The following is a 19,451-nucleotide window of genomic DNA, read 5'->3' on the forward strand; positions in this document are numbered from 1 at the left end:
CACCGGAGGACCACGGACCGCACCGGCGTCATTCCTCCGGGGGCGGGCCCGGGGCCTCGGCGGGGAGGCGGGCGGCCAGCAACGCGCCGGCGGCGACCAGGGCGGCTGTCAGCAGGAGGGCGAGGCGGTACGGCCCGACACCCGTGCCGTCGCCGAGCGCACCGATCAGCGCGGCGGTGGCCGCGATGCCCAGCGCCCCGCCGAGGGTGCGCAGGATGGTGAACAGGCCCATCGCGCGGCCCATGGCGGGCGGCGGGACGTCGGCGAAGCCGGCGATCTGGACGGTGAGGACGGCGGTGCCCAGGATCAGGCCGACGCAGAACATCAACACCCGTACGGCCCACGGGTTCTCGGCGAAACCGAGGGAGGCGAGGACGACCGCCGCCAGCAGCAGGCCCGGCAGGGCGAGCCGGCGCGGACCGAGCCGGGGCAGCAGGCGGTCGACCACCTGGGAGGCGGCCATCAGGCCGATCGCCTCCGGGAAGACGCTCAGCCCGGCGTCCAGGGCGGTGGCGCCGCGCGCCGCCTGGTAGAGCAGCGGCAGCACGAACAGCGCGCCCATCAGCCCGGCCGAGGTCAGCAGGGCGAGCCAGCTCGCCGCGCCGAAGGTGCGGTCGGCGAGCAGCCGCAGGTCCACCAGAGGTTCGGGGGCCCGGAGTTGGTGCCGTACGGCCGCCCCCAGCAGGGCCAGGCCGAGCAGTCCGCCGAGGGCCACGCCCGGGGAGGTCCAGCCGTGCGCCGGGCCGAAGCCGAGGGCGTAGGTCAGCAGGCCGAGGCCGGGCGTGGCGAGCAGGAAGCCGGTGGTGTCGAAGCGGCCGGCCGGGGGCTCCTGTTCGTCGCGCAGGCCGACCAGCCCGAGGAGCACGGCGGCGACCCCGATCGGCACGTTGACCAGGAACAGCCAGTGCCAGGAGAGGTGTTCGGTGAGGAAGCCGCCGAGCGGCGGCCCGAGGGCGGGCATCAGCGCGGTCGGGACGATCAGGATGCGGCCCAGGCCCGCCCGCTCGTGCGGGGCGAAGGCCCGGAACAGCAGCGTCATCCCGACCGGGGTGAGCAGCCCGCCGGCCACGCCCTGGACGGCCCGGGCCGCCGACAGCGCGCCCAGGCCGGGTGCCGCCGCGCAGAGCGCGGAGGCGAGCGTGAAGGCGGCGAGCGCGCCGAGGAAGACCCGCTTGACGCCGTACCGGTCGCCGAGCCAGCCGGCCACCGGCAGGCCGAGGGCGAGGCCGACCAGGAAGGCGGTCTCCACGGCGTTGGCCGCCGAGACGGGCCGGCCGAAGTCCTCGGCGATGCTGAACAGCGCCGGGTTGACGATCGTCGAGTCCAGGCCGTTCATGCACATCGCGGCCGTGTAGGCGACCACCACGGCGGCGCGCCCCGCGAGCAGGGGGCGCGCCGGGGCCTCGGCGCCGGGGGTGGCGGGTGGGGTCACAGGGTGGTCCAGTTCGCGGTGATCCACTCCAGGACGGCCGGGCGCTCGCACGGACCGTGGGCGATGCTCCAGCCGGCCGGGACGGCGGCGAAGGCGGGCCACAGGGAGTGCTGTCCCTCGGGGTTGACGAGCGCGAGGAACTCGCCGTCGGCGTCGAAGGGGTTGGCGGGGGCGTCACTCATCGGTGGTCTTCTCCATCGTCGGTCTTCTTCGGGAGGTCGGCGAGGTGGTCGGCGATCACGCTCGCGATGTGCGCGATCGGGGCGGGCAGGGTCATGTCCTTGTGGGAGCAGGCCACGTTCGTGTTGGCGATCCGGCCGGACACGTACGGCTCCCAGAGCTCGGGCACCAGGGTGTCGTCGATGGTGTCGACGGTGGCGCGGAAGAACAGCACGTCGCCGTCGAAGCGGCGGTGGTCGTAGCCGCGCACCAGGTGGTTGGTGTTGAGGTAGATCTCGTTCAGCGCGGCCACGGTGGCCTCGTCGAGCCCGGCGAGCGGGCTGCCCTCGCGGCGCAACAGCTCGGTGACGGGGCCGAGTTCGAGCGGACGTCCGTCGAGGTCCTCCGGCCCGAAGCCGCCCATGGTGAGCAGCGCCTCCAGCGCCTCGGCCTGGTCCGGGACGGGCAGCTCGCGGAAGCCCTCGGCGGGGTAGGCGTCCAGGATCGCGAGCAGTTCCACGTCCTGGCCGAGTTCCTGGAGGCGGACGGCCACCGCGTGCGCGATGATCCCGCCGGTGGACCAGCCGAGCAGCCGGTACGGGCCCTCGGGCTGGACCTCGCGCAGCCGGTCGGCGTAGTGCGCGGCCAGCTCCTCCAGCGTCGCGGGCAGCGGGAGTCCGGCAGTGGCGGCGCCGACGCCCTGGGCCTGGAGGCCGTAGATCGGCACCTCGCCGGGCAGGTTGCGGATCAGTCCGGTGTAGCACCAGCTGAGGCCGCCGGCCGGGTGGACGGCGAACAGCGGGCGCTGCCGGCCGGGGGCGACGGGCCGCAGCGGGAGCAGCACGTCCAGGGCGTCGGTGTCCGGTGCGCCCGCCGCGAGGGCGGCGTCCAGGGCGGCCACGGTGGGCGCCTGGAACAGGGCGCCGATGCCGACCTCCAGTCCGAGCACCTCGCGGATCCGCCCGGCGAGGCGCACGACCAGCAGCGAGTGCCCGCCGAGCGCGAAGAAGTCGTCCTCGACGCCGACCGAGGCCACGCCCAGCACCTCGGCGAACAGTTCGCACAGCTGCTGCTCGCGCGGGGTGCGCGGCGGGCGGCCGGCGCCCGCGGCGGGGGCCTCGGGGGCGGGCAGGGCGCGGCGGTCGAGCTTGCCGTTGGCGGTCAGCGGGAGGCGGTCGAGCAGGACGACGGCGGAGGGCACCATGTGGACGGGCAGTTCGGCGGCGGCGTGGGCGCGCAGCTCGTCCGGGGCGGCGCCGTCGGCCACCGCGTAGCCGACCAGCCGCTTGTCCCCCGGGACGTCCTCCCGGACCACCACGGCGGCGTCGGCGACGGCCGGGTGCGCGGCCAGCACGGCCTCGATCTCGCCGAGTTCGATCCGGAAGCCGCGCAGCTTGACCTGCTGGTCGGCGCGGCCGAAGTACTCCAGCACGCCGTCGGCGCGGCGCCGGGCGAGGTCCCCGGAGCGGTACATCCTGGTGCCGCGCTCGCCGAACAGCTCGGCGTACGGGTCGGCGACGAAGCGGGTCGCGGTCAGCTCGGGGCGGCCGAGGTAGCCGCGGGCCAGGCCCGCCCCGGCCACGTACATCTCACCCGTGACGCCGGGCGGGACGGGCTGGAGGTGCTGGTCGAGGACGTAGACCCGGAGGTCGGGGATGTTGACGCCGATGGTGCTGCTGCTCCCGGCGGCGGCGCTCGCCCGGTCGAGGGCGATGTACGAGACGTGCACGGTGGTCTCGGTGATGCCGTACATGTTGACCAGCACGGGGGCGTCCTCGGCGTGCCGGTCGTACCAGTCGTCCAGTCGGGCGAGTTCGAGCGCCTCGCCGCCGAACACCACGTAGCGCAGGGCGAGTTCGCTGCCGGGACGGTCCCGGTCGGCGGCACTGAGCTGGTAGAAGGCGGACGGCGTCTGGTTGAGCACGGTGACCCGTTCGCGGGCGAGCAGTTCCAGGAAGGCCGCCGGGTCCCGGCTGACCAGGTGCGGGACGACGACCAGCCGGCCGCCGTGCAGCAGGGCGCCCCACAGCTCCCAGACCGAGAAGTCGAAGGCGTAGGAGTGGAACAGCGTCCACACGTCCTCGGCTCCGAAGCCGAACCAGTGGTCGGTGGCGCCGAACAGCCGGACCACGTTGCGGTGGGTGACGGGCACGCCCTTGGGCCGGCCGGTGGAGCCGGAGGTGTAGATGACGTAGGCGGTGTCCTCGGCCCGCAGCGGGCGGGTGCGCTCGTGCTGGGCCAGCGGGACGGCCGGGTGGCGCTCGGACTCCGGTCCGTCGACCAGGAGTTGGCGCACCTCGTGGGCGGGCAGCCGGGGCGCGGTGGCCCGGTCGGTGAGCAGGGCGGCGGGGGTGGCGTCGGCCATCATGTAGGCGAGCCGGTCGGCCGGGTAGTCGGGGTCGAGCGGCAGGTACGCGGCGCCGGACTTGGCCACCGCCAGCAGGGCGACGACCAGTTCGAGCGAGCGCGGCAGGGCGAGCGCGACGATGGTGCCGGGGCCGATGCCCTCGGCGGCCAGCAGCCGGGCCAGCCGGTCGGCGCGGGCCCCGAGTTCGGTGTAGTCGAGCTGCTCGCCCTGGTAACCGACCGCGACGGCGCGCGGGTTGGCGGCGGCGGCCGCCTCGAACAGTTCGGGCAGGGTGGCGTCCGAAGCCGTCTCCACCGACGGGCCGTTCCACTCGACCAGGGCGCGCAGCCGCTCCTCCTCGCCGATCAGCGGCAGCCGGCCGATCGGGGTGTCGGGGGCGCTCGCGGCAGCGGTGAGCAGCCTGGTCAGGCGCTCCGTGAGCGCGGCCGCGGTGGCGGCGTCGAAGAGGTCGGTGCGGTACTCCAGGAAGCCGCCGATGCCGCCGCCTGGCAGTTCGCCGGCGTTGAGGGTGAGGTCGAACTTGGCCGTACCGCTGGGGATCGCGGCGATGTCGGCGGTGAGGCCGCCGCCCAGGGCGGTCCGCTCGTCCGGGCGGCTCTGCCAGGCGAGCATCACCTGGAACAGCGGGTGGCGGGCGAGCGAGCGGGCCGGGTTGAGCTCCTCGACCAGCCGGTCGAAGGGCAGTTCGGCGTTCTCGTGCGCGGCGAGCACGGTGGCGCGGACCCGGGCGAGCAGCTCCCGGAAGGTGGGGTTGCCGGACGTGTCGGTGCGCAGCACCAGCGAGTTGACGAAGTAGCCGACCAGTGCGGCGGTCCGCTCGTCCTCGCGGCCGGCCACCGGGGTGCCGACCGGGACGTCCGTGCCGGCGCCGTGCCGGGTGAGCAGGGCGGCGAGACCGGCCTGGACGGCCATGAAGACGGTGCTGCCGGCGGCCCGGGCGAGCCCGGCCAGGGCGCCGTGCGCCTCGGCGCCGAGCGCGAAGGGAACGGTGGCGCCCCGGTGGCCCGCCACGGCCGGGCGGGGGCGGTCGAGGGGCAGCTCCAGCTGGTCGGGCAGTCCGGCGAGCGCGGCACGCCAGTGCTCCGCCTGCCGGACGGCGAGCGCGCTGGGCGCCTCGGTGGTGCCGATCCGCTCCCGCTGCCAGGCCGCGTGGTCGGCGTACTGGACGGTGAGCCGCGGCAGTTCGGGGTCCAGTCCGGCGATCCTGGCGGTGTAGGCGGCGGCGAGGTCGCGGAGCAGCGGGGTGGTGGAGGCGCCGTCGCCCGCGATGTGGTGGAGCAGCAGGAGCAGGGTGTGCCGGTCCGCACCGCCGGTGGGCGGGGTGGATCCGCCGGCCGCGGCGGGCCCGGTGAACAGTGTGGCGCGCAGCGGGGGTTCGGCGGTCAGGTCGAAGGCGTACCGGACGGCCTCGGCCAAGTCGCCGGTGCCGTCGTGCAGTTCGATGCCAGCGGCGGGCAGGATGCGCTGGTACGGGCTGCCGTCCGCCTCCTCCCCGTAGACGGTGCGCAGGACTTCGTGCCGGGCGACGAGGTCGCCGAGGGCGAGGGTGAGGGCGTGCCGGTCGAGCGGGCCGGTGAGGGTGAGCGCCAGCGGGATGTTGTAGGTCGGGCTGGGGCCTTCGAGTCGGTGCAGGAACCAGAGGCCGCGCTGGGCGGGCGAGAGCGGCATCCGCTCGGTGCGCGGCACGGGCACCGGGACGGAACGCCGCTGCTCGGGCTCCGCGGCCGGGCCGGCCGCCCCGCCGAGCAGGGCCGCGAGGCCGGCCGGGGTCGACTGCCGGAACACGTCGGCGAACCCGACCGGGGCGGCGAAGGTGTCGCGCAGCCGGGCGGCCAGGCGGCCGGCGAGCAGCGAGTGGCCGCCGAGGTCGAAGAAGGAGGCGTCCCGGCCGGGCGCCTGCGGCAGACCGAGGACCTCGGCGAACAGGCCGCAGACCAGTTCCTCCTGGGGCGTGGCCGCCGCCGTGCCCTCGGTGGTGACGGCCGGCTCGGGCAGGGCGCGGTGGTCGAGCTTGTCGTGGGCGGTGCGCGGCAGTTCGTCCAGCAGCAGGACGGCCGCCGGGACCATGTGCGCGGGCAGCCGGGCGGCGAGCGCGGCGCGCAGCCCGTCCGGGTCGGGCCTGCTGCCGCTCTCCGGAACGGCGTAGCCGAGCAGCCGCCTGCCCTGCGGTCCGGGCCGGGCGATCACCACGGCCTGGGTGACGCCGGGCAGTGCGGCGAGGACGGCGGCGATCTCGCCGGGTTCGATCCGGAAGCCACGGATCTTCACCTGGTCGTCGGCCCGGCCGAGGAACTCCAGGGTTCCGTCGGTGCGGCGCCGGGCGAGGTCGCCGGTGCGGTACATCCGGCCGCCGGGCGGGCCGAACGGGTCGGCGAGGAAGCGTTCGGCGGTGAGGTCCGGGCGGCCGAGGTAGCCGCGGGCCAGGCAGGCCCCGGCCACGTACAGCTCGCCGGTGACGCCGTCGGGGGCGGGGCGCAGCGAGCCGTCCAGGACGTAGGCGCGCGAGCCGCGCACCACCCGGCCGCGCGGGGCGCCGTCCGGGCCCGGGGTCCAGGCGTAGGCGTCGACGGTGGTCTCGGTCGGGCCGTAGAGGTCGACCGGGTGCAGGCCGGGGACGGCGGTGAGGCGCTGCCAGAGAGCGGGCGGGGTGGCCTCGCCGCCGACCACGAGGACGGACGGGCGGTGCCGCCCCTCGTCCAGGATGCCTTCGGCGAGCAGGACTTCGAGGTAGGAGGGGGTGAGGTCGAGGTAGTCGATGCGCTCCCGGTCGAGGTGCGCGGCGAGCGCGGCCGGGTCGCGGTAGGTGGCGTCGTCCAGCAGGTGGAGCTCGTGGCCGTGGACCATCCAGAGCACCGGGTCCCAGGAGGCGTCGAAGGCGAAGGAGGCGCTGTGGGCGACGCGCAGCCGCTCCCGGCCGGTGCGGCGTACGGCGGGGGCGATGTGGTCCTCGCCGAGGCCGGCGTGCAGGTTGGCCAGCGAGGCGTGGGTGACCACCACGCCCTTGGGGCGGCCGGTGGAGCCCGAGGTGTGCAGGACGTAGGCGGGCTGGTCGAGTCGCGGGGCGGGCAGGGCAGGCACGGGCTCGCGGTCGAACCCGGGCTCACCGCTGGGCCCGGCGTCGGCCGCTTCCGGGCGGACGGTGGGCAGGCCGGCGGGCAGGTCGAGCCCGGCGAGGGCCTCGGCGGTGGCGACCGCGCAGACCGGGCGGGCGTCGGCCAGGACGGCGGCCAGGCGCTGCGCGGGGTGGGCGAGGTCGAGCGAGACGCAGGCTCCGCCCGCCTTGAGGACGGCGAGCATCGCGACCAGGGTGTCGGTGCCGCGCGGCAGGGCGATCGCGACCGGCGCTCCGGCCCGGACGCCCAGGGCGGTCAGGCGGTGGGCGAGCCGGTCGGCGGCGGCGTCGAGCTGCCGGTAGGTCAGCGCGCTCGAACCGGAGCGGACGGCGACGGCGTCCGGGGTGCGGGCGGCCCGGGCGGCGAACAGCTCGGGCACGGTCCGCTCGGCCGGGGGCTCGGTGCGGCCCTCGGTGGCGCGGCGCAGGCCGTCCGGGTCGAGCAGGTCGATCCGGGCGATCGGCGTCCGCGGGTCGGTGAGCAGCAGCTCGGTGAGGGCGTCGAGGTAGCGCAGCAGGCCGTCGCGGTGGGCGGCGAGCGAGGCGGGCCCGTAGCGGGCCGGGTCGGCGTCGATGACCAGGCGTAGCGCGCCGTCCGGGCCGGGCGAGACGTTCAGGGCGAGGTCGTCCACCGGGCCGGCGGCGAGGTTGCGGACGGTGCCGGGCAGGCCGGCCAGGTCGAGGTCGCTCTCGAAGGCCTTGATGTTGACCATCGGGCCGAACAGGGCGCGGCGGTCGCCGGTGCGGCCGAGGTCGCGGCGCAGTTCCTCCAGGGGGTAGCGCTGGTGGCGGCGGACGGCGCGCAGCTCGCGGACCACGGCGCGCAGCAGCGCCTCGGCGCTGTCGGCGGGGCGCACGGCAAGGCGCAGCGGGAGCACGTTGGCGGCGGCCACGGGGGTGCGCAGGGCGGCCGGACCGCGCCGGTTGGCGAGCGGCAGGCCGAGGACCACGTCCTGGGCGCCGGTCAGGCGGTGGAGGTATCCGGCGGCGGCGGCGAGGAGCAGTTCGGCCCAGGTGGCGCGGACGGCGTCGGCGGCGCGCTCCAGGCGGTCGCGGGTGCCGGCGGGCAGGTCGGCGGTGAGGCGGACCGCCTCGCCGGGCGCGGCGTCCCGGTCGGCGGCGGCGGGTTCGGGGGTTCCCGGGAGGGCGGCCGGGGTGCCGGCGACGGCGGGTTCGGGGCTTCCCGGGAGGGCGGCCGGGGTGTCGGCGCCGGCGGGTTCGGGGCTTCCCGGGAGGGCGGCCGGGGTGTCGGCGCCGGCGGGTTCGGGGCTTCCCGGGAGGGCGGCCGGGGTGCCGGCGCCGGCCATCCGGGCGGACCAGTGGGCGCGGTCGGCCTCGTACTGCGCGCTCCCGCGGTACGCGGCCTCCTCGGCGGCGGCCTCGGCGAGTCCGGCGAAGGGGTTCGGGGCGGGTTCGGCTCCGGTGACGCGGGCGGCGTAGAGGGCGGCGATCCGCTCGCCGAGGAGGGTCAACGCGTAGGCGTCGACGGCGAGGTGGTGGATGCGGCGGTACCAGATCCGGCGGTCCTCGGCGAGGCGGATCAGCGCGTGGGTGAACAGCGGGCCCTCGGCGAGGTCGGCCGGGCGGGCGAGGTCGGCGCGCATCCAGGCCTCGGCCTCGGCGGCCGGGTCGGCGGCGGCCCGCAGGTCGAGGCGGTGCAGCGGCCAGCGGCGGCCGGGGCGCAGCCGCTGGCGCGGCGTGCCGTCCGGGCCGGTGACGACGACGGCGCTCAGCGCCTGGGCCTCGTCCACCGCCTGCCGCAGCGCCTGTTCGAACCGGTCCTCGTCGAGCGGGCCGGTGATCTCGACCGCGTCGCCGGTGTTGTAGACCGGGCTCGCGGGGTCGAGGGCCTGGGCGTACCAGATCGCGGCCTGGGCGGCGAGCAGGGGGACGTCGGCGGTCTGGCTGTCGGCGATCTGGGTTTCGACGGCAGGCATGGGGTGGAGAGCTCCTCGGGGATCCGGAACGCCTTACTTAGGTTAGCCTAATCTAACTTCATATGATCTGGTCAACGGCCCCGCACGGACGGGCCCCTGACAACCCGGAGACGCCACCCATGCCCCTGACCGAGCCGCCGACCACTCCCCCCGCCGAGGCCAAGCAGGACAAGCAGGCCGTGCGCGACCGCGTCCACGCCCACCGGGCCGAGCTGCTCGCACTCAGCCGCCGCATCCACGCCCACCCCGAGACCGCCTTCGAGGAGCACCTCGCGGCCGACTGGTGCGCCGAACTGCTGCGCGCACACGGCTACTCGGTCACCGCACCCGCCCACGGCCTGGCCACCGCGTTCGACGCGCGCCTCGGCAGCGGACCGGTCACCGTCGCGCTGGTCTGCGAGTACGACGCGCTGCCCGAACTCGGCCACGCCTGCGGGCACAACCTGATCGCCGCCGCCGGGATCGGCGCCGCGCTCGGGCTCGCCCCGCACGCGGACCGGCTCGGGCTCACCGTCCGGGTGATCGGCGCTCCGGCCGAGGAGCGCGGGGCCGGCAAGGCGCTGCTGCTGGAGGCCGGGGCGTTCGACGGGGTGGACGCCGCGATGATGGTCCACCCCTGCCCCGTCGAGATCGCCGACTTCCGCTCCTTCGCGCTCGGCACGCTGTCCGTCCGCTACACCGGGCGGGCCGCCCACCCGAGCCTCGACCCCCACCGGGGGCGCAACGCCGCCGACGCGCTCACCGTCGCCCAGGTCGCGATCGGGCTGCTGCGCCAGCAACTCCCGCCGCAGTGGCGGGTGCACGGCATCACCACGGCGGCCGGGACGGCGCCGAACCTGATCCCGGACAGCGCGAGCGCCGAGTACGAGATCCGGGCCTCGGCGGCGGAGGACCTCGCCGAGCTGCGCTCCCGGGTCGAGGACTGCTTCCGCGCCGGGGCGCTCGCCACCGGCTGCGAGGTGGAACTGACCCGACCCGAGCCGGACTACCTGGACATGCGCTCCGACGCCCGGCTGCTGGCCCTGTGGCGGGCCAACGCGGCGGCGCTCGGCCGGCCGGAACCGGTCGAGAGCGGACCCTTCGCCTGTACGGACATGGGGAACGTGTCGCACGCGGTGCCGTCCATCCATCCGGTGCTGGACATCACCGGCGGCGCCTGCGCCCCGCACGAGGCGGCCTTCGCCGAGGCGGCGCTGGGCGTGGAGGCGGAGCGGGCGGTGCTGGAGGGCGCGGTGGCGATGGCGTGGACGGCGGTGGACCTGGCGACGGACCTGGCGGTGGACCAGGCGGTGGACCAGACAGGGGACCTGGCGGTGGACCAGGCAGCGCGTCCGGCGGCCGAGGCCGCGGCGGGTGGGGTGCGCTGACCGACGGGGGGCGACCGACAACTTTCAGCGAACAGATGATGAAATCTGTCACCTGAACTCTGTTCGCTGAAAGTTGTCACCCGAAGTCCGTCCGCGTCCGCACCCCGTAGCGCCCGGCCGCCCGCCCTCACCCGCCGAGCAGCACCCCCGGCGCCACCCGCACCGCCGTCACGCCCAGCTTCCGCACCAGCTCCCCGATCTCGCCCTCCTGCCACGGGTCGGCGAGCACCACGGCGGCACCCGTCCGCAGCGGCCACAGGTACTCCCAGAGCGGCAGGCCCAGGTGGAGCACCCGGTCGCCCGGCCCGAGCGGGTGCTCGGCCTGGAGCTCGCGCACCCGGCGGTCCGCCTCGGCATGGGTGAGCCGCACGGCGGTCGGGCGCCCGCCCGGTCCGTACCCGACGCAGAGCAGGTGGTGCGGGGTCAGCGCCCTGGGCGGGTCGGTCGGCAGCTCGCCGTCCGTCTCCAGCCCGGCCAACGCCCCCGGCATCCCCTCCCCCAGCACGCAGACCGGCGCGTTCTCCGCCAGCAGCCGCTCCCGCCGCCCGGGCGTGTCCGCCGGGTCCAGCGGGAGGTACGCCGCGCCCGACTTCGCCACCGCCAGCAGCGCCGTCAGCAGTTCCGCCGGACGCCGGACGCCCGCCAGACCGACCACCGCGCCCGGGCGGGCCCCGCGAGCGGCGAGGGCGCGCGCCAACCGGTTGGCCGCGACGTTCAACTCCCGGTAGCTGACGGTCTCCCCGTCCGCGAGCACCAGCGCCGGCGCGTCCGGCGTCCGGGCCGCCTGCGCCTCGACCGGACCCACCGCGGTGGTCGCCGGGTACCGCACCGTACGGCGGGGCAGTGCGGGCAGCTCGGGCGCCGCCGACAGCACCGCCTCGCGGACCGCACCCGGGGCCGCGCCGCGGACCGCCTCGCGCACCCCCGCCGCCGTCACCTCCGCCGCCGTCACGCCCGCCGCCGCCATGTCCGGCGCCATCACCTCCGGCACCATCACGCCGCGCCCAGCAGCTCGGCCCAGGCCTCGATCGCCGGCCGCTCCGCGAGCTGGACGAACGCCACCTCGGCGCCCGCCTCCTGCCAGCGCCCGGCCAGAGTCATCAGCCGGATGGAGTCCAGCCCCCAGTCGACCAGGTTCTCGTCCAGCGGGATCTCCGCCGGGTCCTCGCCGAGCAGATCGGCGACCTCGGCCCGGATCCGCTCCACCGTGAAGCCCACGCCCGTCACTTCCCGCTCACCCCTTCGAGTTCCGCAACAACCGCGACACCAGTGACACCAGCGACGCCCGCGACACCCTGGACATCCGAAACGCCCGGGGCGGCCGGAGCCAGCGCCCCTAGCACGGCCGTCGCCGTGGTGACTGTCCCGCAGCGCCCGGCCACCCAGGCCAGCGCGTCGCGGTGCTCCGCCGGGCCGAAGTCGGCGACCGCGTCGGCCACCACGAAGGCCTGCACGTCCCGCATCCAGGCGTCGCACGCGGTGGCCTGCACGCCGATGTGCGCGTACACGCCGGTGATCACCAGCTGGTCCCGCCCCTGCTCGCGCAGCAGCTGCTCCAGCTCGGTGCGCACGAAGGCGCTGTACTTCCACTTGGTGAGCACCGTGTCCACCGGCTCCGGGGCCACGGCCTCGGCGATCGCGGTGGCCCGCGGGTCGTCCGGGATGCCCGGGCCCCAGAAGTCCTGCTGCAGCCCGCGCTCGGCCGGGCTCTGCCCGCCGAGCTGCGCCGAGTACACGACGGGGACACCGGCGGCGCGCGCCGCACCTGCCAACGCCGAGACGTTGTGCAGGAGTTCGGGCACCGGCGCGGCCTCGGCGTCGAAGGCGTCCAGGAAGTGGTTCTGCAGGTCGTGCACCAGCAGCACGGCGCGCGCCGGGTCCACCGTCCAGGAGACCCGGTTGGCGGGCAGCTCCTCGGCGGCGGGCATGGGATAGCGGGGAATGCGGGGCAGGCCCACGGTGGTGTTCCTTAGCTAGACGTGGCGGTGTGGGGGGTCAACGGGCGGTCGGCGGCCGATCCGCGGGCGCTCAGCGGCTGGTCGGCGAAGCCGCGATCGCGGCGCGCAGGTCCTTCTTGCTGACCTTCCCGATCCCGGTGGCCGGGAAGGCGGCGACGAACTCGACCCGGTCCGGCACCTTGTACTCGGCGAGCCCGCGCTGCCGCACGAACCTCTTCAACTCGACGCTCTTGGGTGGGTTCTCACGGTGCGAGGCACGCAGCACCACGTAGGCGCAGGTGCGCTCGCCCAGGTACGGGTCGGGCATCGACACCACCGCCGCGTCGTGCACCGCGGGGTGCGCGAGCAGGTGGTTCTCGATCTCCTCGGCGGCGACCTTCTCGCCGCCCCGGTTGATCTGGTCCTTGGCCCGGCCCTCGACCACCAGGTGGCCGGTCGGGGTGCGCCGGACCAGGTCCCCGGTGCGGTAGAACCCGTCCGCGGTGAAGGAGGCGGCGTTGTGCTCGGGCGCGTTCCAGTAGCCGCGGATGGTGTACGGCCCGCGGGTGAGCAGGTGGCCGGTGGCGCCGTCGGGCAGGTCCCGGTCCTGGTCGTCCACCACCCGGACCTCGTCGTCCGGCGAGATCGGCCGGCCCTGGGTGGTGGTGATCAGCTCCTCCGGGTCGTCCAGCCGGGTGTAGTTGACCAGTCCCTCGGCCATCCCGAACACCTGCTGGAGCGTGCAGCCCAGCACCGGCCGCACCCTCCGGGCGGCCTCCTCGCTGAACTTGGCGCCGCCGACCAGCAGTACCTCCAGGCTCTCGTACCCGCGGGCGCCGCGCTCGGCGGCGTCCAGCCAGAGCAGTGCGAGCGGCGGCACCAGCCCGGTGATGGTCACGCCCTCGCGCTCGATCAGCGGGAAGGCCGTCTCCGGGGCGGGCTGCGGGCAGAGCACCACCCGGCCGCCGGCGTACAGCGTGCCGAGCGAACCCGGCGAGCTGAGCGGGAAGTTGTGTGCGGCGGGCAGCACGCACAGGTACACGCTGTCCCGGTCCTGCCCGCAGAGCTCGACCGAGCCGCGCAGCGAGTAGATGTAGTCGTCGTGGGTGCGCGGGATCAGCTTCGGCACGCCGGTGCTGCCGCCGGAGAGCTGGAGGAAGGCGACGTCCCCGGGCCCGGGCTCCCCGCCGAAGGCCTCCGGTCCGGGACCGTCGCAGGGCACGTCCGCGAGCCGGGCGTGCTCGCCCGGGTCCTCGCCGGCCACCAGCACCAGCCGAAGCGCGGGGTTCTCCGCCCGTACCCGGGTGGCGAGTTCGCGGTAGTCGTGACCGCCTTCGACGGCCGGCACCACATAGGCGACCGCCCCGGTGAAGGAGCAGAAGTACCCGATCTCGGCGTACCGGTGGGCGGGCAGCGCGAAGACCGGCAGCGCGCCGATCCGGAACAGCGCGAAGACGACCTCGAAGAACTCGGCGGCGTTGGGCAGTTGGACCACCACCCGGTCCCCGGCCCGGATGCCTCGGGCGAGCAGCCCGGCGGCCATCCGGTCGGCCCGGAGGTCGAGTTCGGCGTACGTCCAGCGCCGCTCGGCGGCCGCCACCGAGTGACCGCCCGGGTCGACGACGGCGATGCGCTCGCCGTGCGCGGCGGCGCGTTCGCGCAGCATCCGCCCGAAGGTCTCGCCGCGCCAGTACCCGGCGTCCCGGTAGCGCTCGGCGAACTCGGCGGGGTACGGGGTGAAGCCCGCCCGGGCGGTCTCCAGCGGCGTCACCGGGCCACCCCCGCGGCGTCCAGGAAGGTGCGGAACTTGGCGCTGGTCTCGGCGAGTTCGGCCTCCGGCCGGGACTGCTCGACCACGCCCGCGCCGGCGTACACCCGCAGCGTCCGCTCCTGCGCCTCGGCGCAGCGGATGGTGACCACCCACTCGCCGTCGCCGGTCGCGTCCTCCCAGCCGACCATGCCGGTGTAGAGGCCGCGGTCGAAGGGCTCGACCTCGCCGATGACCCGGCGTGCGACGTCGGTCGGCGTGCCGCAGACCGCCGGGGTGGGGTGCAGTGCGCAGGCCAGTTCCAGGGCGGAGACCGCGGGGTCGGCCAGCTCGCCGCGGATCGTGGTGGCCAGGTGCCACATCGCGGCCGTCCGTACCAGGGTGGGCCGTTCGGGAACTTCGAGGGTGCGGCAGTACGGCGCCAGCGCCTCGCGGATGGCGTCCACCACGACGGCGTGCTCGTGCAGGTCCTTGGGCGACTCCAGCAGCGCGGCGGCGCGCCTGACGTCCTCGCCGAGATCCTCGCTGCGCGGGACCGAGCCGGCCAGCGGGTTGGCCAGCACGGCCGTTCCCCGCCGGGAGAGCAGGAGTTCGGGGCTGGCGCCGATCAGGGTGCGGCCGCCGCCCGACGGGACGGCGAAGGTGTAGCCACCCGGGTCGCGCCGGGCCAGCCGCTGCAGGATGGCGGGCAGGTCGAGCGGCTCGGCGGCGCTCAGCTCCAGCGTCCGGGCCAGTACCACCTTGCTCAACTCCCCGCCGCGCAGCCGCTCGACGGCCGCCGCGACGCCGGCGCCGTACGCCTCCGGCGCGGGCACCGGGGCGATCCGCCAGTCGATCCGCTCGGCCGCCGGCGCGGGCAGCGCGATCAGTGGGTCGTCGCGCAGCGCCCCGGCGGTACGGACCCGGGAGGGCACGGCGAGTTCGACCCGGCTGTCCCGGTCGAACGCCACCGCGCCGACCACCAGCGGCCGTTCGACCCCGTCCCGGCCCGCCTCGGCCAGCGTCTCGGCGACCCGCACCGGCAGCGGCCGCCCGTCCTGGGGCACCCGGGCGTGCACGCCGGAGCCGAGCAGGGTGCGGGTCGGCGAGGCGAAGAACGCCTCGTCGGAGCCGGCCCGGTACTGGCCGAGCAGTCCGCTGGCCGCGCCGATGACGGCGTGGTCCGGGCCCTCGGCGAGGACGGTCGCCGGGGCGTCGGGCCCGGCGGGTATCGGCCCGGCAGGGGCGTGGTGCACCGTGGTCACGGCGGTCTCTCCAGTCTGGGACGGTTCTACGGGGGACGAGGAGGAACAGGAGGGCGGGGAGGAGAGGGAGGGCGGGCAAGGAGGAGGGACGGACGGGGCGCCGATCGGCACCGCCCTGCCCCGCTCAGGCGCGCAGGGTCGCGCCGCCGTCGACGTACAGGTCGTGCATGGTGATGTGCCGCGCCCGGTCGGAGGCCAGGAACACCACCGCCTCCGCGACGTCGGCGGGTGCGGCGATCCGCCCGAGCGGGATGCCGACCCGCCAGGCGCTCAAGTCGCCCTCGATCACCCGGCGTTCGGCCGCCTCGGCGTCCTCGCCCCACAGGGCGCGCTGCATCTCGGTGTCGGTCGAGCCGGGCGACACCACGTTGCACCGCACCCCGGACCGGGCGAGTTCCAGCCCCAGGCAGCGGGTGAACATGGTGGCCGCCGCCTTTGACGCCGCGTAGGCGGCCATCCCGGCCCGCGGCACCCCGGCGGCGTTGGACCCGACGGTCACGATCGCCCCGCGCCCGCGGTCCGCCATCCGACGGCCGACGGCACGGCCGGTGTGGAAGACGCCGGTGGTGTTGACCGCGAAGGTGTCCGCCCAGTCCCCGTCGGAGATTTCGACGACCGGTGCGGTGCGCAGGATTCCCGCGACGTTCACCAGCGTGCCGATCGGCCCGAGTTGGCGTTCGATCAACTCCACGGCGTCATCGACCGCCTGGGCGGCGGACACGTCGAGCACGTACGGACGCACCGTCGGCAGCTCGGCCACCAGGGCGTCGAGCCCGCCGCGGTTGCGGTCCACCGCCGCGACGACGGCTCCCTCGGCCACCAGCGCCCGCACCACGGCCGCGCCGATGCCCTGCCCGGCCCCGGTGACCATCGCCACGGCACCGGCGAATTCGGACTTCTGCTGCACAGGACATCCCCTCCGACCAGCAAGATTAGGCAAGCCTAACCTAACACAGCTGTTCGCCTGCATCGAGAGCCTGTGCGAACGTCAACTCGCTCCCGCTGGTACCGCGGCGGCCTCCCCCACCGCGAACGCGCCCCCGAACACGAGAAAGCCGCCCGTCCCCGGGTTGGGGGCGGGCGGCCTCTGCGTCTGCGGCCTCGATGTCCTACGGTCTCGGCCTCGGCGTCGGCGGCAGTGGCGCTGGTCGTGCCTGTGGTGCTGGTGGACGTGGTCGCAGTGTCCGGCGGGTCCCTACGGCAGGCGGCTCGCGAAGATCAGGTCGAAGCCGTCACAGCCCTCACCGTCGAGGTGTTCCGCGCGGCGCAGGCCGGCGCGCAGGGCGACGCGCCGGGAGGCGAGGTTCTCCGGGCGGACACGGGCGATCAGGGGGAGGTCCGGGGCGTGGGCGGACGCCCAGGCGGCGACGGTGGTGGCGGCCTCGGTCGCCACGCCGCGACCCCAGGCGGCGGGAGCGAGGCGGTAGAAGAGGTTGAGGATCGGCAGACCCGCCAAGGTCATCGGCTTGATGCCGCAGAAGCCCAGTACGGCCGGGGAGTCGTGCTCGCGGACCGTCCAGTAGCCGAAGCCGTGGCGCTCCCGGACCGCGTTCCAGCGGCCGCACAGCTCTTCGGCCTCGGTGCGGGTCGCGAGGGCGTCCGAGGGGTTGTGGACGCAGGTGGCCGGGTCCCGGTGGACGGCGAGGACGGCGTCGATGTCGCCCTCCGCGGGGCGCAGCAGGGAGAGCCGTTCGGTCGTCAGTTCCTCGTGCGTGCCCGACCAGCGCGGGCTAACGCGGGGCGGCGGGGGTGGTGGCCGCCTTCGCGGGACCCGAAGGGGCCTTCGCCGGAGCGGTGGGGGTCGTGGCCGGAGATGTGGGGGTCGTCGGTGCCGCACCGGGGCCGGCCGGGGCCGGGGAGAGGCCGGTGCAGCCGCGCAGGCCGTCGCGGCGCTTGAGGGCGGCCTCGGCGGTGGCGCCGCTGACCGGCTCCGGGATGCCCTTGTCGTCGATGGTGGCCGGGGTGAAGGCCTCGCCGGTCACCTTGCCGTCGGCGGTGAGGGTGAGGGTGGTGACACCGGTCTCGTTGGAGTTGGGGTAGTTGGAGGTGCCGTACCAGAGGAAGTTGCCGAAGCCGTAGCCGATGTAGGTGTTGCCGAGCATGCCCGAGCCGACCATGGTGTGCGCGTGGGTGCCGACCACGGCCGTGGCGCCCGCGCCGGCGAGCTTCTTGGCGATGGTGGTCTGCGGACCGGTCGGACAGGCCTTGCCCTCGTCGCCCCAGTGCAGGTAGACGAGCACCACCGGAGCCTGCTGCTTGGCCGTCTCCACCGCCTTGACCAGCGCCGGCACGTCCAGAGCCGAGGCGATGCCCGGCTTGTTGGCGCCGGCCCGCCACTTCTGGTTGGTGAGGTCCTCGACCTGGCTGGCGGCGACCACCGCGACCTTCACCCCGCGCACGGTGGTGACGTACGGGGCGTACGCCTCCTTGGCGTTGCGTCCGAAGCCGACCACCGGGATCGGCGAGGAGTCCTTGGCGGCGAGGGTGTCGGTGAGGCCGTCGGCGCCGAAGTCCACGGCGTGGTTGTTGGCCATCGAGACGACGTCGACGCCCGAGTCCTTGAGCACCGACAGCGCCTTGGGCGAGGTGCGGAAGGTGTACGTCTTCGGCTCCGGGGCGCCGCGCCCGGTGATCGCGGTCTCCAGGTTGAGGACGGACAGGTCGGCGTCGGCGAGGGTGCGGGAGATCGGGCCGAGCGCGGGCTCGGGCGGCTGGACGGCCAGCCGGGCCTCGGTGCGGCCCTCGAAGTGGACGTCCCCGGCGAAGGCGACGGTGATGGTGCCGTCGGGCCGGGGCGGGGCGCTCTTGCCCGGGGCCGTGCCGGAGGGCGAACCGTCCGGCGCCGAGGACGGTGGGACGGGGGCGGCGGAGGCCGGGACCGGTTCGGGGTCGTCCGGCCCGCAGGCGGCGACGGCGGTTATTCCGACGAGCAGCGCGACGGCGGCCGCGACACGGCGCATGAGTGGATCCCCCCGAGGATGATGCAAGAGCGGTCAGCCTACGCCACCGAATCACCACCACCCGGACCCGAGCCCGCAACATTCCAGCCACAAAGGACACCCCCGGGCCGGGCTGCGCATCGACGGTCGGACATCGACCGGCGGACATCGCCGACCGCGCATCAGGGGCCCGGCATCGGGGGCCCGGCATCGCCGGCCGGTCGCCGGACGCCCCCTGGCCCGACCGTCCCAATGGCCCCGGCCGACCCGGCCACCGTGTCCCTGGCGCGGAGGCGGGCGGGGCGCGCAGCGTGGTGTGCAGGGAGCGAATCCCGCGCCGAAGGCCGGGAGGTGTGGCGTGATGGGCAGCAATCAGATCTCCGCCGTGGGCGGCAGTCCCCCGTCCCTCACCCGGGAGCACCGGATCGTGGTCGGGATCGACGGCTCCGGGCCGTCGAAGGCGGCCCTGCGCTGGGCGGTCGGCCAGGCCGTGCTGACCGGCGCGGCGGTGCACGCGGTGGCGGCCTGGGAGTACCCCTCGCTGTACGGGTGGTTCGCGCCGATGGTGGACGACGGCTTCGAGCGGACCGCCCGCCGCACGCTGAGCGCCGAGATCAACGAGATCCTCGGCCCGGACCGCTCGGTGGAGGTCCGGGAGAGCCTGGTGCTCGGCCACGCCGCCGAGGTGCTGCTGGAGGCGGCGGCGGGGGCCGACCTGCTGGTGCTGGGCAGCCGGGGCCGGGGCACCTTCGCCCGGACGCTGCTCGGCTCGGTGTCCACCCGCTGCGCCGTGCACGGCGCCTGCCCCGTGGTGATCGTCCGTGCCGACGGGACGGTGGCCGCCCCGCCGCCGGTCGCGGCCGGCGGCGAGGGCGTCGAGCAATCGGCCCCCGGTGCCGTGCGCACCAAGGACTGGCAGCTCAGCCTGCACGTGGTCGAGGACGAGGACACCACCCGGGTGCACGCCGTGCTGAACGCCGACGGCGACGTGCTGCACAGTGACGCCCGCTCCCGCCGCAACCCGCGCGACGCCCCGGCCCCCGCCGTCGGCGACGAGTTCGCGGTCGGCCGCGCCCTGGTGGACCTCGGCCACCAACTGCTGCGCTCCGGCGTCCACGGCGCCACCGGGCCCACCGAGGAGTGAACCGCCGCCCGCGGGCGACCGCCGGGCCGCGGCATGCGCATCGC

The 19,451-nt window shown here is 75.7% G+C and carries 13 protein-coding genes; 2 read left to right on the forward strand and 11 right to left on the reverse strand.

Going from position 1 to position 19,451, the window contains the following annotated elements:
* Nucleotides 1-28 precede the first annotated feature (28 nt).
* Genes ACFVHV_RS03015 through ACFVHV_RS03025 form a run of 3 tightly spaced genes read right to left on the reverse strand, consistent with a single transcriptional unit; the run spans nucleotide 29 to nucleotide 9,008 of the window.
* Nucleotides 29-1,432, reverse strand: coding sequence for a DHA2 family efflux MFS transporter permease subunit (locus ACFVHV_RS03015; RefSeq protein ID WP_380348414.1), 1,404 nt, complete (start codon nucleotides 1,430-1,432; stop codon nucleotides 29-31).
* Nucleotides 1,429-1,614 (reverse strand): MbtH family protein, encoded by a 186-nt coding sequence (locus ACFVHV_RS03020; RefSeq protein ID WP_380348416.1) that lies wholly within the window; start codon nucleotides 1,612-1,614, stop codon nucleotides 1,429-1,431. The genes ACFVHV_RS03015 and ACFVHV_RS03020 overlap by 4 nt, the downstream gene beginning before the upstream one ends.
* Nucleotides 1,611-9,008 carry an amino acid adenylation domain-containing protein gene (locus tag ACFVHV_RS03025; protein WP_380348418.1) on the reverse strand — a complete coding sequence of 2,466 codons (7,398 nt, stop codon included), beginning with the start codon at nucleotides 9,006-9,008 and terminating at the stop codon, nucleotides 1,611-1,613. Before ACFVHV_RS03025 ends, ACFVHV_RS03020 begins: the two co-directional genes overlap by 4 nt.
* A 119-nt stretch (nucleotides 9,009-9,127) precedes the next feature.
* Between ACFVHV_RS03025 and ACFVHV_RS03030 the strand changes: the two genes are divergently transcribed.
* Nucleotides 9,128-10,375 carry a M20 family metallopeptidase gene (locus ACFVHV_RS03030; RefSeq protein ID WP_380348420.1) on the forward strand — a complete coding sequence of 416 codons (1,248 nt, stop codon included), beginning with the start codon at nucleotides 9,128-9,130 and terminating at the stop codon, nucleotides 10,373-10,375.
* 127 nt (nucleotides 10,376-10,502) lie between these two features.
* Here the strand turns inward: ACFVHV_RS03030 and ACFVHV_RS03035 are convergent, their stop codons facing one another.
* From ACFVHV_RS03035 to ACFVHV_RS03070, 8 genes are all read right to left on the reverse strand, one after another.
* Nucleotides 10,503-11,354, reverse strand: a complete 852-nt coding sequence (locus ACFVHV_RS03035) for an AMP-binding protein (RefSeq protein ID WP_380348460.1) — start codon at nucleotides 11,352-11,354, stop codon at nucleotides 10,503-10,505.
* A 14-nt stretch (nucleotides 11,355-11,368) separates the two neighbouring features.
* A complete protein-coding gene (locus tag ACFVHV_RS03040) occupies nucleotides 11,369-11,602 on the reverse strand; it encodes a phosphopantetheine-binding protein (RefSeq protein WP_380348422.1) in 234 nt (77 codons plus the stop codon).
* Nucleotides 11,599-12,333, reverse strand: coding sequence for an isochorismatase family protein (locus ACFVHV_RS03045; RefSeq protein WP_359904316.1), 735 nt, complete (start codon nucleotides 12,331-12,333; stop codon nucleotides 11,599-11,601). Before ACFVHV_RS03045 ends, ACFVHV_RS03040 begins: the two co-directional genes overlap by 4 nt.
* Nucleotides 12,334-12,403: 70 nt before the next feature.
* Nucleotides 12,404-14,083, reverse strand: coding sequence for a (2,3-dihydroxybenzoyl)adenylate synthase (locus ACFVHV_RS03050; RefSeq protein WP_380348424.1), 1,680 nt, complete (start codon nucleotides 14,081-14,083; stop codon nucleotides 12,404-12,406).
* Nucleotides 14,080-15,291, reverse strand: a complete 1,212-nt coding sequence (gene dhbC, locus ACFVHV_RS03055) for an isochorismate synthase DhbC (RefSeq protein WP_380348461.1) — start codon at nucleotides 15,289-15,291, stop codon at nucleotides 14,080-14,082. The genes ACFVHV_RS03050 and dhbC overlap by 4 nt, the downstream gene beginning before the upstream one ends.
* Nucleotides 15,292-15,448: 157 nt before the next feature.
* Entirely contained in the window at nucleotides 15,449-16,231 is a 783-nt protein-coding gene (locus ACFVHV_RS03060) for a 2,3-dihydro-2,3-dihydroxybenzoate dehydrogenase (RefSeq protein WP_380348426.1), read from the reverse strand.
* 288 nt (nucleotides 16,232-16,519) lie between these two features.
* Nucleotides 16,520-17,161 carry a GNAT family N-acetyltransferase gene (locus ACFVHV_RS03065; RefSeq protein WP_359904322.1) on the reverse strand — a complete coding sequence of 214 codons (642 nt, stop codon included), beginning with the start codon at nucleotides 17,159-17,161 and terminating at the stop codon, nucleotides 16,520-16,522.
* A complete protein-coding gene (locus ACFVHV_RS03070; RefSeq protein ID WP_380348428.1) occupies nucleotides 17,055-18,284 on the reverse strand; it encodes a CapA family protein in 1,230 nt (409 codons plus the stop codon). Before ACFVHV_RS03070 ends, ACFVHV_RS03065 begins: the two co-directional genes overlap by 107 nt.
* A gap of 340 nt (nucleotides 18,285-18,624) precedes the next feature.
* Here ACFVHV_RS03070 and ACFVHV_RS03075 point away from each other — a divergent pair, with 340 nt between their 5' ends.
* Nucleotides 18,625-19,407 (forward strand): universal stress protein, encoded by a 783-nt coding sequence (locus ACFVHV_RS03075; protein ID WP_359904328.1) that lies wholly within the window; start codon nucleotides 18,625-18,627, stop codon nucleotides 19,405-19,407.
* Nucleotides 19,408-19,451: the final 44 nt, after the last annotated feature.

The organism is Kitasatospora sp. NPDC127116, assembly GCF_042677365.1.
Classification (GTDB): Bacteria; Actinomycetota; Actinomycetes; order Streptomycetales; family Streptomycetaceae; genus Kitasatospora; species Kitasatospora lactacystinica.

Excerpts from the sequence above, each read along its gene's own strand:
- ACFVHV_RS03020 (WP_380348416.1), bottom strand. The coding sequence starts at position 1,614 with ATGAGTGACGCCCCCGCCAACCCCTTCGACGCCGACGGCGAGTTCCTC.
- ACFVHV_RS03025 (WP_380348418.1), bottom strand. The coding sequence starts at position 9,008 with ATGCCTGCCGTCGAAACCCAGATCGCCGACAGCCAGACCGCCGACGTC.
- ACFVHV_RS03030 (WP_380348420.1), top strand. The coding sequence starts at position 9,128 with ATGCCCCTGACCGAGCCGCCGACCACTCCCCCCGCCGAGGCCAAGCAG.
- ACFVHV_RS03035 (WP_380348460.1), bottom strand. The coding sequence starts at position 11,354 with ATGGCGCCGGACATGGCGGCGGCGGGCGTGACGGCGGCGGAGGTGACG.
- ACFVHV_RS03070 (WP_380348428.1), bottom strand. The coding sequence starts at position 18,284 with ATGCGCCGTGTCGCGGCCGCCGTCGCGCTGCTCGTCGGAATAACCGCC.
- ACFVHV_RS03075 (WP_359904328.1), top strand. The coding sequence starts at position 18,625 with ATGGGCAGCAATCAGATCTCCGCCGTGGGCGGCAGTCCCCCGTCCCTC.